This is a genomic window from Streptomyces sp. NPDC058291 (assembly GCF_042880855.1).
Taxonomy (GTDB): Bacteria; Actinomycetota; Actinomycetes; order Streptomycetales; family Streptomycetaceae; genus Streptomyces.
In genome coordinates, this window is record NZ_JBHVYK010000026.1 from 26,223 (window position 1) to 39,369 (window position 13,147).

Consider the following 13,147-nt stretch of genomic DNA (forward strand, 5'->3'; position numbering starts at 1 on the left):
GTGCTCGCCACCCTGTCAAGGTGGAGGCCGCGGGTTCAAATCCCGTCAGGACCGCTGGAGTTCCTCGTGGACTCCTCGGCTGGGTAGCTCAGTTGGTACGAGCGACCGCCTGAAAAGCGGTAGGTCGCCGGTTCGACCCCGGCCCCAGCCACAGCAAAGGCCTCGATCCTCGGATCGGGGCCTTGTTGTATGCCCGGGAGCGTCCCCCGGACAAAAGGGTTCGCCACGAATTTCGCCGAGGTGAGATCCTGGTTCCCGTATGTCTACGCACCCTGCCCCCGCCCTCGGCGCCCTCGCCCCCCGTCTGGCCGAGCTGTCCCTGCGCGACGCGCACCGGCTCGGGCGCCGACTCGAAGGCGCGCGCAAGATCCGCAAGCCGGAGGCCCGCGCCGCCGTCCTCGCCGAGATCGAGACGGAGGTCGCCAAGGTCGAGGAGCGGATGGCCGTCCGGCGCGGCCGCGTGCCCGCCGTCTCCTATCCCGAGCAACTGCCGGTCAGCCAGAAGAAGGACGACATCGCGGCCGCCATCCGTGATCACCAGGTCGTCATCGTCGCCGGTGAGACCGGCTCCGGCAAGACCACCCAGATCCCCAAGATCTGTCTCGAGCTGGGGCGCGGCGTCCGGGGCATGATCGGCCACACCCAGCCCCGCCGGATCGCCGCCCGCACCGTCGCCGAGCGCGTGGCGGAGGAGCTGCGGTCGCCGCTGGGCGAGGCCGTCGGCTGGAAGGTCCGGTTCACCGACCAGGTCAACCCCGACGCCACCTTCGTGAAGCTGATGACCGACGGCATCCTGCTCGCCGAGATCCAGACCGACCGCGAACTGCGCGCCTACGACACGATCATCATCGACGAGGCCCACGAGCGGTCCCTCAACATCGACTTCCTGCTGGGCTACCTGGCGCAACTGCTTCCGCGCCGCCCGGACCTCAAGGTCGTCATCACCTCCGCGACCATCGACCCCGAGCGCTTCTCCCGGCACTTCGGCGACGCCCCGATCGTCGAGGTCAGCGGGCGGACGTACCCGGTGGAGGTGCGGTACCGGCCGCTCCTCGAAGAGGACTCCGAGGACGCCGACCGCGACCAGATCACCGCCATCACCGACGCCGTGGAAGAGCTCATGGGCGAGGGGAAGGGCGACATCCTCGTCTTCCTCTCCGGCGAGCGCGAGATCCGCGACACGGCCGACGCGCTGGAGAAGAAGAAGTACCGGTTCACGGAGGTCCTGCCCCTGTACGCCCGGCTCTCGCACGCCGAGCAGCACCGGGTGTTCCAGCAGCACACGGGCCGCAGGATCGTTCTGGCGACGAACGTCGCCGAGACGTCCCTGACCGTCCCGGGCATCAAGTACGTCATCGACCCCGGCTTCGCCCGCATCAGCCGCTACAGCCACCGCACCAAGGTCCAGCGGCTGCCCATCGAGCCGATCTCGCAGGCCAGCGCCAACCAGCGCAAGGGCCGCTGCGGCCGTACCAGCGACGGCATCTGCATCCGGCTGTACGACGAGAACGACTTCCTGGCCCGCCCGGAGTTCACGGACGCCGAGATCCTGCGCACCAACCTGGCGAGCGTCATCCTCCAGATGACCGCGGCCGGCCTCGGCGACATCGAGAAGTTCCCGTTCATCGACCCGCCGGACCACCGCAACATCCGGGACGGCGTCCAGCTGCTGCAGGAGCTCAACGCGCTCGACCCGGCCGAGAAGGACCCGCGCAAGCGGCTCACCGAGACCGGCCGCAAGCTGGCCCAACTGCCCGTCGACCCCCGGCTCGCCCGGATGGTCCTGGAGGCCGACAAGAACGGCTGCGTCCGCGAGGTCATGGTCATAGCCGCCGCGCTGTCCATCCAGGACCCGCGCGAGCGCCCGGCCGACAAGCAGACGCAGGCCGACCAGCAGCACGCCCGCTTCAAGGACGAGACCAGCGACTTCCTCGCCTACCTCAACCTGTGGCGGTACGTCCGCGAGCAACAGAAGGAGCGCGGCTCCTCGTCCTTCCGGCGGATGTGCAAACAGGAATACCTGAACTTCCTGCGCATCCGGGAGTGGCAGGACATCTACACCCAGCTGCGCACGGTCGCCAAGCAGATGGGCATCCACCTGAACGAGGAGGACGCGCCCGAGCAGAGCGTCCACGTCTCCCTCCTCGCCGGCCTCCTCTCGCACGTCGGCATGAAGGACGTGAAGGACGGCAACAAGAACGAGTACCTGGGCGCGCGCAGCGCCAAGTTCGCGATCTTCCCGGGCTCCTCCCTGTTCAAGAAGCAGCCGCGCTTCGTGATGTCCGCCGAGCTGGTGGAGACGAGCCGGCTGTGGGCCCGCGTCAACGCGAGGATCGAGCCGGAGTGGGTCGAGCCGCTCGCCGGGCACCTGCTGAAGCGGACGTACAGCGAGCCCCGCTGGGAGAAGGACCAGGCGGCCGTGATGGCCGACGAGAAGGTCACGCTGTACGGCGTGCCGATCATCGCCCAGCGGAAGGTCAACTACGGGCGGATCGACCCCGAGACCTGCCGGGACCTTTTCATCCGCAACGCGCTGGTGGAGGGCGACTGGCGCACGCACCACAAGTTCTTCTCCGACAACCGCCGGCTCCTCAGCGAGGTCGAGGAGCTGGAGCACCGCGCCCGGCGCCGGGACATCGTGGTCGACGACGACACGCTGTTCGACTTCTACGACCAGCGGGTGCCCGAACACGTGGTGTCCGGCGCGCACTTCGACTCCTGGTGGAAGCACAAGCGGCACGAGCAGCCCGACTACCTCGACTTCGAGCGGGAAATGCTCATCCGGGAGTCGGCGGAGGCGGTCACCAAGGACGACTATCCGGACTCCTGGCGGCAGGGCCCGCTGAAGTTCCGCGTGACCTACCAGTTCGAGCCGGGCGCGGACGCGGACGGCGTGACCGTCCACATTCCTCTCCAGGTGCTCAACCAGGTCACGGACGAGGGCTTCGACTGGCAGATCCCGGGCCTGCGCGAGGAGGTCGTCACGGAGCTGATCCGTTCCCTGCCGAAGCCGATCCGCCGCAACTACGTGCCGGCCCCGAACTTCGCCCAGCGTTTCCTGGAGCAGGCGCAGCCCCTGCGGGAGCCGCTCACCACGGCCATGGCCCGTGAGCTGAAGCGCATGGTCGGCGTTCCCTTCGAGGCGGACGACTTCGACTGGTCGCGACTCCCCGACCACCTGAAGATCACCTTCCGGATCGTCGACGAGCGGCGGCGCAAACTGGCCGAGGACAAGGACCTGGAGGCCCTGAAGCTCCGGCTGCGGCCGAAGGCGCGCGAGGCCATCTCCCAGGCGGCCGCGGCCATCGCCGAGCGCCAGGGCGGCGAGTCCCTGGAGCGATCGGGCCTGACGGACTGGACGATCGGCACGCTCACCCGCGTCTTCGAGACCCGCCGCGCGGGACAGCCGGTGAAGGCGTATCCGGCGCTGGTCGACGACGGCGACACGGTCTCGGTGCGCCTCTTCGACACGGAGGCGGAACAGGCGGAGGCGATGTGGAAGGGCGCCCGCCGGCTGATCCTGCGCAACATCCCGGTCAATCCGGCGAAGTTCGCATCCGAGAAGCTGACGAACGCCCAGAAGCTCGCGCTGTCGGCCAATCCGCACGGTTCGATCCAGGCGCTGTTCGACGACTGCGCGATGGCGGCCGCGGACCGGCTGATCGCGGACTTCGGCGGGCCGGCGTGGGACGAGGAGTCCTACCGGAAGCTGTACGAGAAGGTGCGCGCGGAGATCGTCGACACGACGGTGCGCACGGTCGCTCAGGTGCAGCAGGTGCTGGCCGCCTGGCAGGCCTGTGAACGCCGCCTGAAGGGCGTGCGCAGCCCCGTGCTGCTGGCGAACCTGGCGGACGTCCGGGCGCAGCTGGACGCCCTGGTGAAGCCCGGCTTCGTGACCTGGGCGGGACTGCGCCGCCTGCCCGACCTGATGCGCTATCTGGTGGCCGTGGACCGGCGCCTGCAGCAGATGCCGACCGGTGTGCAGCGGGACACCAGCCGCATGGAGAAGGTCCACGAGATGCAGGACGAGTACGCGTGGCTGCTGGAACAGCTGCCGCAGGGCCGGCCGGTGCCCCAGCAGGTCCTGGACATCCGCTGGATGATCGAGGAGCTGCGGGTCAGCTATTTCGCCCACGCGCTGGGCACGGCGTACCCGGTGTCCGACAAGCGGATCGTGAAGGCGATCGACGCGGCCGCACCGTGACGACGACATCACGGAGGGTGAGTTCGACCAGCGGGCTCACCCTCCTGTACAGTCCTTCTCGCAGCACAACGCACCATCAAGTGCCGCGAAAACCTGGTCCTGTGGAGCAGTTTGGAGTGCTCGCCACCCTGTCAAGGTGGAGGCCGCGGGTTCAAATCCCGTCAGGACCGCAGTGAAGAACAGAAGGCCCGCACCCCGCGAGGGGCGCGGGCCTTCTGCACGTCAGGCCCGGGTCATCGGATCCGGGCCTTTCGGCGTTGCCCTGGCGCTCTTGACGGCGTCACCGCCGGCCGGTACCCCAGAACCCAGGGGCCGTTTCGCGCGGCGCCCGGGGAGGTAGGAATGACGGCATCGGTCAGGCACGAGACGCGGGCGCTGCTCCGCGCCCATCTGTCGGCCGCGTCGTCCTACCGGCACCTGACCCGCCACTGCCCGATCTGCCACCGCCTGCAACGGCTGGCGATGGACGGCGGCGTACGGGGCGTCCAGGCCCGCGAGGAGGCGGTGGAGGACCTGGCGGGCGAGCCCCCACCGGGGGTCTGACGGCCTGACAGGCCCGGCCGGATCGTCTGTCGCGCAGGGGGCGTTGACGCGCGGAGCACCGGAACGGGTGCTTCCTCTAACGCACCTGAACCGGCGGTAACAAGACCTCTGGCATGTGACGGGTGTCACTGCATGAGTTTTGGAAAAGCAGGTTCTTACCCCGCTCCTACAGGGAGTCGATTTTATATGTGCAATTGCACCACTCCGGAGGATGCCCCCCAGAACCCTCCCAGAGCCTCCCCAGACTCCGACAAGGGTGCTCACAGAGCCACCTGATACCACTCCCGAGACGACCCCCAACGCACAAAAAAGATCGCGCCGGACTCAGCGGAGTCCAGCGCGATCGACGACGTTCCCGGGGGCGAGGGCCTGTTGGGGCAGGACCCACGTCGCTTGGAGCTAGGTTTCGGGCGTCCGCACAGATGGGGGGACCTGACGTGTTGCCCGGTTATGCACTTGTTCAGGCCTCGCTGCGCTGCTGCGGAATGCCCGCGAGCAGTGCGCGGACCTCAGCCTCGCGGTAACGGCGGTGTCCGCCGAGCGTGCGGATCGACGTGAGCTTGCCGGCCTTCGCCCACCGCGTGACCGTCTTCGGGTCGACGCGGAACATCGTGGCAACCTCAGCCGGGGTCAGCAGCGGCTCAGCATCAGGGGTGCGAGCGGTCATGAGCGGCCTCCTCGGGAGAACCGAACCTTCTCGGTTCTTTCCTCTAAATTCTGCACCTTGACCCGCGTTGCCCGAAATGGCGGACGCGAGTCGAGTCGGTTATAGGACGAACGGCTTGTCCTCGGCACTACAACTACACCATCCGTCCAGCCGCGTCGGCCAAACCGATGGAATTGCCCCCCAGGTGTTCATCGGCGACGGAAGACGATGGACCATGCCATAGCGGACAGTCACGCCCCTGTGACGATCAGTCACAGGGGCGCTCAGGAGTCACCAGAACCCCCAAAGCAGTGCAATGCCGAGATTCCCCCCACCATGGAGCATAAGTAGGCGGACGGAGCCCTCCCCGGACTCCTTGTCCTATTTTGGCACGAGGAGGGGCAAGCGGCGCAAGGGCCGCGTACGTGCGGTCCGTCACCCTTGGGACATAAGCCCGGATCGGGACCTACGTCCCGTGAGTTCCGTGAAGTCCCGCTGACCGTACGCTGTTCGAGCGCTTCATGGCCGTGACGCACGTCACTCAGGCAGCCGCTGTCATATCTGTCACACCGTCAGCTGAACGCCCGCCCCGCCCAGGCCCTGCACGCGGCCGGGCCGCCGTGTCAGTTCGCCGAACGCCGGTCCCGCACCGCGCGCCACCGCTCCACGAGCCGCCCGTAGGCCTCGCCCGCCGCCTCGCCGTCGCCGGCCCGCAGCGCCTCGACGCCGTCGGCCACGTCCTTCGCCGAGCGGTCGTCCTCCAGATCGCCGGCCGGCAGCACGTGCACCAGCCCGCCGTAGTCCAGTTCCACCAGCGAACGCGGGTGGAACTCCTCCAGCCAGCGCCCGACGTCCACCAGCCCGTCGATGAGCGGCCCCTCGTCCACGGCGTCCTTCAGCGTGCGCAGCGACCGGGCCACCCGCCGGCGCGCCTGCACCATCGGCGTGCGGTAGCGCAGCACGGGCGCCACCTCCGCCGTCCCCTTCTGGTACTCGCGCTCCTCGTCGGAGACCAGCACGAACCAGTTGAGCGGCACCTGCCAGACCGCGGTGCGGATCCACGGCCGGGCGTCCGGGTTGCGCTCCCGCCACCGCTCGTGGTCCTTGGCGGCCTGCAGCCGCACGACCTCGGGCAGCGCCGCGTCCAGGACCGGGCCGGGCAGCTCCTCGTCCAGCTCGGCCAGGGCCAGCCAGCCTCGCAGCCGGGTGCGCCAGGGGCAGACGCAGAGCACGCCGTCCACCTCGGTCACGAACGCGTCGCCGCTCTCCTGCACCGGCACCGCGACCGGCGGGGTCGGCAGCAGATCGGCCAGCGAGCGGCGCAGCTCGTCCTGGTAGGAGGGCAGCTCGGGGCGGCGGGCGTAGCGCGCCCAGTGGGAGCGCTCGGGCTCGGGGAAGGCGGCCAGCGGCTCGTAGACGCGCAGATAGACCGCGTACGGAACGATCACCGAGGACACCTGGGGCACGCCTGCTCCCTCCCCCTTCGGCCGGCCGGGAAACCCTGCGCATCGTCCGCGAAGCGTCCCACGGAGGTACTCCGCAAGAGGGTGATCCCCGACGCTGCGGGATCAGCGGGGCGCGCAGGCTCTACGCTCGTCCCACAGGCCCCGCCACCCTTACGGCGCCTGCTCCCCGACCCGCCGCTAGTTACCCGGGAGTCACCACAGTGACCGACGTATCCGGCGCACCTGCTGATGTTCTGCACACCCTGTTCCACTCGGATCAGGGCGGCCATGAGCAAGTCGTGCTCTGCCAGGACCGAGCGAGCGGCCTCAGGGCCGTCATCGCCCTGCACTCCACCGCTCTGGGCCCCGCCCTCGGCGGCACCCGCTTCTACCCGTACGCGACCGAGGCGGAGGCCGTCGCCGACGCGCTGAACCTGGCGCGCGGGATGTCGTACAAGAACGCCATGGCCGGTCTGGACCACGGCGGCGGCAAGGCCGTGATCATCGGCGATCCCGACGTGATCAAGACCGAGGAGCTGCTGCTCGCGTACGGCCGTTTCGTGGCCTCGCTCGGCGGACGGTACGTGACCGCCTGCGACGTCGGCACCTACGTGGCCGACATGGACGTCGTGGCGCGCGCGTGCCGCTGGACCACCGGGCGCTCGCCGGAGAACGGCGGCGCGGGCGACTCCTCGGTGCTGACCGCCTTCGGCGTCTACCAGGGCATGCGGGCCTCGGCGCAGCACCTGTGGGGCGACCCGTCGCTGCGCGACCGCACGGTCGGCGTCGCCGGCGTCGGCAAGGTCGGCCACCACCTGGTGGAGCACCTGCTGGCGGAGGGCGCCCGGGTCGTGATCACGGACGTCCGCCAGGAGGCCGTGCAGCGGATCGCCGACAAGCACCCCTCGGTGGGCGTCGTCGCCGACACCGAGCGGCTGATCGGACTCGACGGGCTCGACGTCTACGCCCCCTGCGCGCTCGGCGGGGCCCTGAACGACGACTCGGTGCCGGTGCTGACCGCGAAGATCGTCTGCGGCGCGGCCAACAACCAGTTGGCCCACCCGGGCGTGGAGAAGGACCTCGCGGACCGCGGGATCCTCTACGCGCCGGACTACGTGGTGAACGCCGGCGGGGTCATCCAGGTCGCCGACGAGCTGCACGGCTTCGACTTCGACCGGTGCAAGGCGAAGGCGGCGAAGATCTTCGACACCACCCTCGCGATCTTCGCACGTGCGAAGGCGGACGGGATTCCGCCGGCCGCTGCGGCCGACCGGATCGCCGAACAGCGCATGCACGAGGCGGGCCGGACACAGGGTCGGTGACGTCCGGACAGGGCTTCGCGACGCCCCGTCCGAGGGTTTCGGCGGTACCGGCCGGCGGAAAGTTGGAGAGAACTCTCACTCCTCCGGGCGGGTCGCCCGCGGATTAGTGGTTAAACTCGCCACTGACCAGCGAGGACGGGGCGTCCGAAAGGTGCTGCGCACACGCGCGTGGTACGGGCGACGTACCGTACGGGCGTGGGCTCAGGTACCGTGGGAGCCCTACGACGGGCTCTCCGCGGAGAGGCCGTCCTGGATCATGAACGCGTGTCAACCTGGGGCCGTCGAGCCCCGTCGTTGAGGGGGTCGAGCCATGGGGCGCGGCCGGGCCAAGGCCAAGCAAGCGAAGGTCGCCCGCCAGCTGAAGTACAACAGCGGCGGGACTGATCTCTCACGCCTGGCCGAAGAGCTGGGCGCATCGCCATCGAATATTCCGCCGAACGGTCAACCGTTCGAGGACGATGACGATGAGCAGGACGACGACCCGTACGCACGGTACGCCGAGCTGTACGGGGCCGACGACGAGGATGACGGCGAGGACTCCTCGCAACACCGTCGCGGCGCTTGACCTTGTACTGAGCACCCACCCGGTCGGTGATTCCGGTCACCGGCCGGGTCTTGTGCTGCCCACTCGGTCTGTCCGGCCCGGCGGCTCGCCGGGCCGGTCCGCCCGGCGGGGTCAGCTCGCGTAGTCGCCGACCAGTTCGGCTCCTGCGGCGTGCTCGCCGCGGTCGGTGATCTCACCGGCGACCCAGGCCTCGACGCCTCGGTCGGCCAGGGTGGTCAGGGCGACGTCCGCCGACTCCGCGGGCACGATCGCCATCATGCCCACGCCCATGTTCAGCGTCTTCTCCAGCTCCAGGCGCTCGACCGAGCCGGTCCTGCCGACCAGGTCGAAGATCGGCCCCGGGGTCCAGGTGGAGCGGTCCACGCGCGCGTGCAGCCCGTCCGGGATCACGCGGGCCAGGTTGGCCGCGAGACCGCCGCCGGTGATGTGCGAGAAGGCGTGCACGTCCGCCGTGCGGGTGAGCGCCAGACAGTCCAGCGAGTAGATCTTGGTGGGCTCCAGGAGCTCCTCGCCGAGGGTGCGGCCGAACTCCTCGACGCGCGCGTCCAGCGAGAGACCGGCCTGGTTCAGCAGCACGTGCCGGACCAGTGAGTATCCGTTCGAGTGAAGCCCGGAGGCCGCCATGGCGATCACCGCGTCACCCGTGCGGATGCGATCCGGGCCGAGCAGCCGGTCGGCCTCCACGACGCCGGTGCCGGCGCCGGCGACGTCGAAGTCGTCCTCGCCCAGCAGACCGGGGTGTTCGGCCGTCTCGCCGCCGATGAGGGCGCAGCCGGCCAGCACACAGCCTTCGGCGATGCCCTTCACGATGGCGGCGACCCGCTCGGGGTGGACCTTGCCGACGCAGATGTAGTCGGTCATGAACAGCGGTTCGGCGCCGCACACCACGATGTCGTCCATGACCATGGCGACCAGGTCGTGGCCGATCGTGTCGTACACGCCGAGCCGGCGCGCGATGTCGACCTTCGTACCCACGCCGTCCGTGGCGGAGGCGAGGAGCGGGCGCTCGTAGCGCTTGAGGGCGGAGGCGTCGAAGAGGCCGGCGAAGCCGCCGAGGCCGCCGAGGACCTCGGGGCGCTGCGTCTTCTTCACCCACTCCTTCATCAGCTCGACGGCGCGGTCTCCCGCTTCGATGTCGACGCCCGCGGCTGCGTAGCTGGCACCAGTTGTCTCAGACATGGCTAGGGAGAACCTTCGTGTCGTACGGCGGGTGTGACGGGCCGTCTACGGGCGACGGATCGCGTCGGCGGCGGCCGTGGCGGCCGGACCGGCGGCCAGCTCGGTCTCCAGGAGCTGCTTGCCGAGCAGCTCGGGGTCGGGGAGGTCCATCGGGTACTCGCCGTCGAAGCAGGCGCGGCAGAGGTTCGGCTTGGCGATGGTGGTCGCCTCGATCATGCCGTCGATGGAGATGTAGGCGAGCGAGTCGGCGCTCAGGGAGGTGCCGATCTCGTCGATGGTCATGCCGTTGGCGATCAGCTCCGCGCGCGTGGCGAAGTCGATGCCGAAGAAGCAGGGCCACTTCACGGGCGGCGAGGAGATCCTGATGTGGACCTCGGCCGCGCCCGCCTCGCGCAGCATGCGGACCAGGGCGCGCTGGGTGTTGCCGCGCACGATCGAGTCGTCGACGACGACCAGACGCTTGCCCTTGATGACTTCCTTCAGCGGGTTCAGCTTCAGGCGGATGCCCAGCTGGCGGATCGTCTGCGAGGGCTGGATGAACGTCCGGCCGACGTAGGCGTTCTTCACGAGACCCGCGCCGAAGGGAATGCCCGAGGCCTCCGCGTAGCCGATGGCAGCCGGGGTGCCGGACTCCGGGGTCGCTATCACCAGGTCGGCGTCGACCGGAGCTTCCTTGGCGAGCTTGCGGCCCATCTCCACGCGGGAGAGGTACACGTTCCGCCCGGCGATGTCGGTGTCGGGGCGGGCCAGGTACACGTACTCGAAGACACAGCCCTTGGGCTTCGCTTCCGCGAACCGGGAGGTCCGCAGCCCGTTCTCGTCGATGGCGATGAACTCGCCGGGCTCGATCTCACGGACGTAGGCGGCGCCGCAGATGTCGAGGGCGGCGGACTCGGAGGCCACCACCCAGCCGCGCTCGAGACGGCCCAGGACCAGCGGGCGGATGCCCTGCGGGTCGCGACCGGCGTACAGCGTGTGCTCGTCCATGAAGACGAGCGAGAAGGCGCCCTTGACCTGCGGGAGGATCTGGTGGGCCGCCTCTTCGATGGTCAGCGGCTTGCCGTCCTCGTCGACCTGGGCCGCGAGCAGCGCGGTGAGCAGGTCGGTGTCGTTGGTCGCCGCGACGCGCGGGGAGCGGCCCTCCTGCTTGGGCAGGTCGGCGACCATCTCGGCGAGCTGGGCGGTGTTGACCAGGTTGCCGTTGTGGCCGAGCGCGATCGAACCGTGCGCGGTGGCGCGGAACGTCGGCTGGGCGTTCTCCCACACGGAGGCGCCGGTGGTCGAGTAGCGGGCGTGTCCGACCGCGATATGACCCTGGAGCGAACCGAGCGAGGTTTCGTCGAAGACCTGGGACACGAGGCCCATGTCCTTGAAGACGAGGATCTGGGAGCCGTTGCTGACCGCGATTCCCGCGGATTCCTGGCCTCGATGCTGGAGGGCGTAGAGCCCGAAGTAAGTGAGCTTGGCGACCTCTTCACCGGGAGCCCAGACACCGAAGACGCCGCAAGCGTCCTGGGGGCCTTTCTCGCCGGGGAGCAGATCATGACTGAGTCGACCGTCACCACGTGGCACGCCTCCGAGTGTAGGCGAGGTCCATCACTGGTCCGAATTGGGGATACCCGCGGGTAACTGGATCGCTCGTCGGCGACCGCCTTCGCGATCCTCTCGTTCCCGCAGGTCAGACGCCGATTCGGTGAGTCCGGGAGGGGCGTGGGCCCCGCCCCGGCGGCCCGCGCGCGAAGCCGTCGTCCGGAGGCGAGTGAGGTGTCGCACACCGATCAGGCCGGCGGCGGAGCCGGTCTCACTCCCCGGTCAGCCGGACCCGGTCGCCGTCGGCCGTGCCGAGCGTCTGCGTGTCGGCCTTGATCTCGCTGGTCAGAGCGCCGTCGGCGAGGACGCCGGCCAGCGCGCGCTCGAAGTCCATGGTCCGGGTCCCGCACGCCATCCGGGTCGCCCTGGCGTCGCTGAACCGGACGCCGCCGTCCTGGACGTCGGCCTTGGCGGAGAAGGCGTTGCAGCCGTAACTTCCTGCCGCCTTGCCGTTCTCGATCCTCAGACGGGCGTCCTCGGGAGCCCGGCGCGTCGTGCCGTCCACGGTCACTCCGTCGACCTTCCACGGGACTCCGGTGAGCGACGGCTCGGCGCCGACCGCGCCACTGCCGGCCCGCCGCCCGTCCGCCTGCTCGTCGCCGCAGGCCACGGCGAGCGGCGCGAACGCGAGGACGGCCGCCAGCCTCAGCGTCGACCCGGTCCGCCGCTCGCCGGTGCGCCGGGGGCGGTTCCTGTGCCTGCTCCTGTGCCCATCCATGCCGGTTCGACGGGGCGAGGAGGGTGGGCGGTTCCGCCGCCCGCGGGCGGAGTCCCGCTGAGATCGCGCGCGGCCGCCGGGACGGCACGGACCGCGCGGGTCACAGCGCTCCCGGGGTTCGGTCAGGACAGGAGCGGGAGGAGGGGGGCGAGGTCGGCTCGTTCTCCGCTGGCGCTGACCTTCGCCGTCTCGACGGCGTCCCGCCAGGTCAGGCGGCCGGTCGCGAGCCGGATCCAGGTCAGCGGGTCCGTCTCGACGACGTTGGGCGGGGTGCCCCGGGTGTGGCGGGGGCCTTCGACGCACTGGACGACGGCGTAGGGCGGGATCCGCACCTCGGTCGCGCCTCCGGGGGCACGGACGGCGAGGGCGTCGGCCAGGAGCCGGGTCGCGGCGGCGAGAGCCTGCCGTTCGTACGGGACGTCCAGGCCGGGTACGGCGTCGTTCAGGTCGTCGGTGTGGACGACGAGTTCCACGGTGCGGGTGACGAGGTGGTCGGCGAGGGTCATGGCGCCCGTGCGGGCGGCGAGGAGCCGGTCGCCGGAGGCGCCGTCGAGGGCGGCGACGAGCCGGTCCTCGGCACGGGCGTACAGGGCGTCCAGGTCGGGGTGGGCCGCGGCCAGGGCCAGGGTGGCGTCGGAGATGTCGGCGGAGCGGGCCCGGGTGGCGAACGGCCAGTCCAGGAGGGCGAGGTCCGCCATCGGGGGCTCGTCCCGGTCGAGGTTGCGGCTGACGGTCTCCACCGCCGTCGTCACGTGCGCGGCCAGGTCCCGCACGGTCCAGCCGGCCAGCCGCGTGGGCAGGGCGAGCTGATCGGGGGCGAGCGTGGCCACGGCCCGCCGTACGTTCCCGAACTGCGCGAGGACGGCGGCGCGGATCTTGACGGGGTCGTAGGCGCGGGTGCGCTTCTTGGCCGGAGGCATGCCGGTGAGCCTAGA

At 70.1% G+C, this 13,147-nt stretch carries 10 protein-coding genes and 3 tRNA genes (1 of these 13 running past the window's edge); 7 read left to right on the forward strand and 6 right to left on the reverse strand.

Annotated features, from left to right (window positions below):
• The 5 genes from ACFVYK_RS15885 to ACFVYK_RS15905 all read left to right on the forward strand — a co-directional run.
• Positions 1 to 54: transfer RNA gene (locus tag ACFVYK_RS15885), tRNA-Asp, on the forward strand (it extends 121 nt beyond the left edge of the window).
• A 23-nt stretch (positions 55 to 77) separates the two neighbouring features.
• Positions 78 to 151: transfer RNA gene (locus tag ACFVYK_RS15890), tRNA-Phe, on the forward strand.
• Between the two features lie 108 nt (positions 152 to 259).
• Positions 260 to 4,204, forward strand: coding sequence for an ATP-dependent RNA helicase HrpA (gene hrpA, locus ACFVYK_RS15895; protein ID WP_389773737.1), 3,945 nt, complete (start codon positions 260 to 262; stop codon positions 4,202 to 4,204).
• 95 nt (positions 4,205 to 4,299) lie between these two features.
• Positions 4,300 to 4,374, forward strand: a tRNA-Asp gene (locus ACFVYK_RS15900).
• Between the two features lie 172 nt (positions 4,375 to 4,546).
• Positions 4,547 to 4,747, forward strand: a complete 201-nt coding sequence (locus ACFVYK_RS15905) for a DUF6274 family protein (protein WP_389773740.1) — start codon at positions 4,547 to 4,549, stop codon at positions 4,745 to 4,747.
• Between the two features lie 460 nt (positions 4,748 to 5,207).
• Here ACFVYK_RS15905 and bldC read toward each other — a convergent pair whose 3' ends face one another.
• Entirely contained in the window at positions 5,208 to 5,414 is a 207-nt protein-coding gene (bldC, locus tag ACFVYK_RS15910; protein ID WP_003949541.1) for a developmental transcriptional regulator BldC, read from the reverse strand.
• 602 nt (positions 5,415 to 6,016) lie between these two features.
• Positions 6,017 to 6,859 (reverse strand): hypothetical protein, encoded by an 843-nt coding sequence (locus ACFVYK_RS15915; protein ID WP_389773743.1) that lies wholly within the window; start codon positions 6,857 to 6,859, stop codon positions 6,017 to 6,019.
• 200 nt (positions 6,860 to 7,059) lie between these two features.
• Between ACFVYK_RS15915 and ACFVYK_RS15920 the strand changes: the two genes are divergently transcribed.
• Together ACFVYK_RS15920 and ACFVYK_RS15925 are read left to right on the forward strand one after the other, a co-directional pair.
• Positions 7,060 to 8,160 carry a Leu/Phe/Val dehydrogenase gene (locus ACFVYK_RS15920; RefSeq protein WP_389773745.1) on the forward strand — a complete coding sequence of 367 codons (1,101 nt, stop codon included), beginning with the start codon at positions 7,060 to 7,062 and terminating at the stop codon, positions 8,158 to 8,160.
• Positions 8,161 to 8,470: 310 nt separating this feature from the next.
• On the forward strand, positions 8,471 to 8,725 hold the full coding sequence (locus tag ACFVYK_RS15925) for a DUF3073 domain-containing protein (protein WP_306950854.1): 255 nt from the start codon (positions 8,471 to 8,473) through the stop codon (positions 8,723 to 8,725).
• A gap of 111 nt (positions 8,726 to 8,836) precedes the next feature.
• On the opposite strand, the gene purM is transcribed toward ACFVYK_RS15925, so the two are convergent.
• The 4 genes from purM to ACFVYK_RS15945 all read right to left on the reverse strand — a co-directional run bounded on the left by purM (position 8,837) and on the right by ACFVYK_RS15945 (position 13,132).
• Positions 8,837 to 9,904 (reverse strand): phosphoribosylformylglycinamidine cyclo-ligase, encoded by a 1,068-nt coding sequence (gene purM, locus ACFVYK_RS15930; protein ID WP_389773747.1) that lies wholly within the window; start codon positions 9,902 to 9,904, stop codon positions 8,837 to 8,839.
• Positions 9,905 to 9,949: 45 nt separating this feature from the next.
• Positions 9,950 to 11,476: an amidophosphoribosyltransferase gene (gene purF / locus ACFVYK_RS15935; RefSeq protein WP_389773749.1), complete on the reverse strand. Its 1,527-nt coding sequence runs from the start codon at positions 11,474 to 11,476 to the stop codon at positions 9,950 to 9,952.
• A gap of 229 nt (positions 11,477 to 11,705) precedes the next feature.
• The gene (locus tag ACFVYK_RS15940) at positions 11,706 to 12,212 is read right to left on the reverse strand and encodes an META domain-containing protein (RefSeq protein ID WP_389773751.1); all 507 of its coding nucleotides are present in this window, start codon (positions 12,210 to 12,212) and stop codon (positions 11,706 to 11,708) included.
• A 122-nt stretch (positions 12,213 to 12,334) separates the two neighbouring features.
• A complete protein-coding gene (locus ACFVYK_RS15945) occupies positions 12,335 to 13,132 on the reverse strand; it encodes a sterol carrier family protein (RefSeq protein WP_389773753.1) in 798 nt (265 codons plus the stop codon).
• Positions 13,133 to 13,147 lie beyond the last annotated feature (15 nt).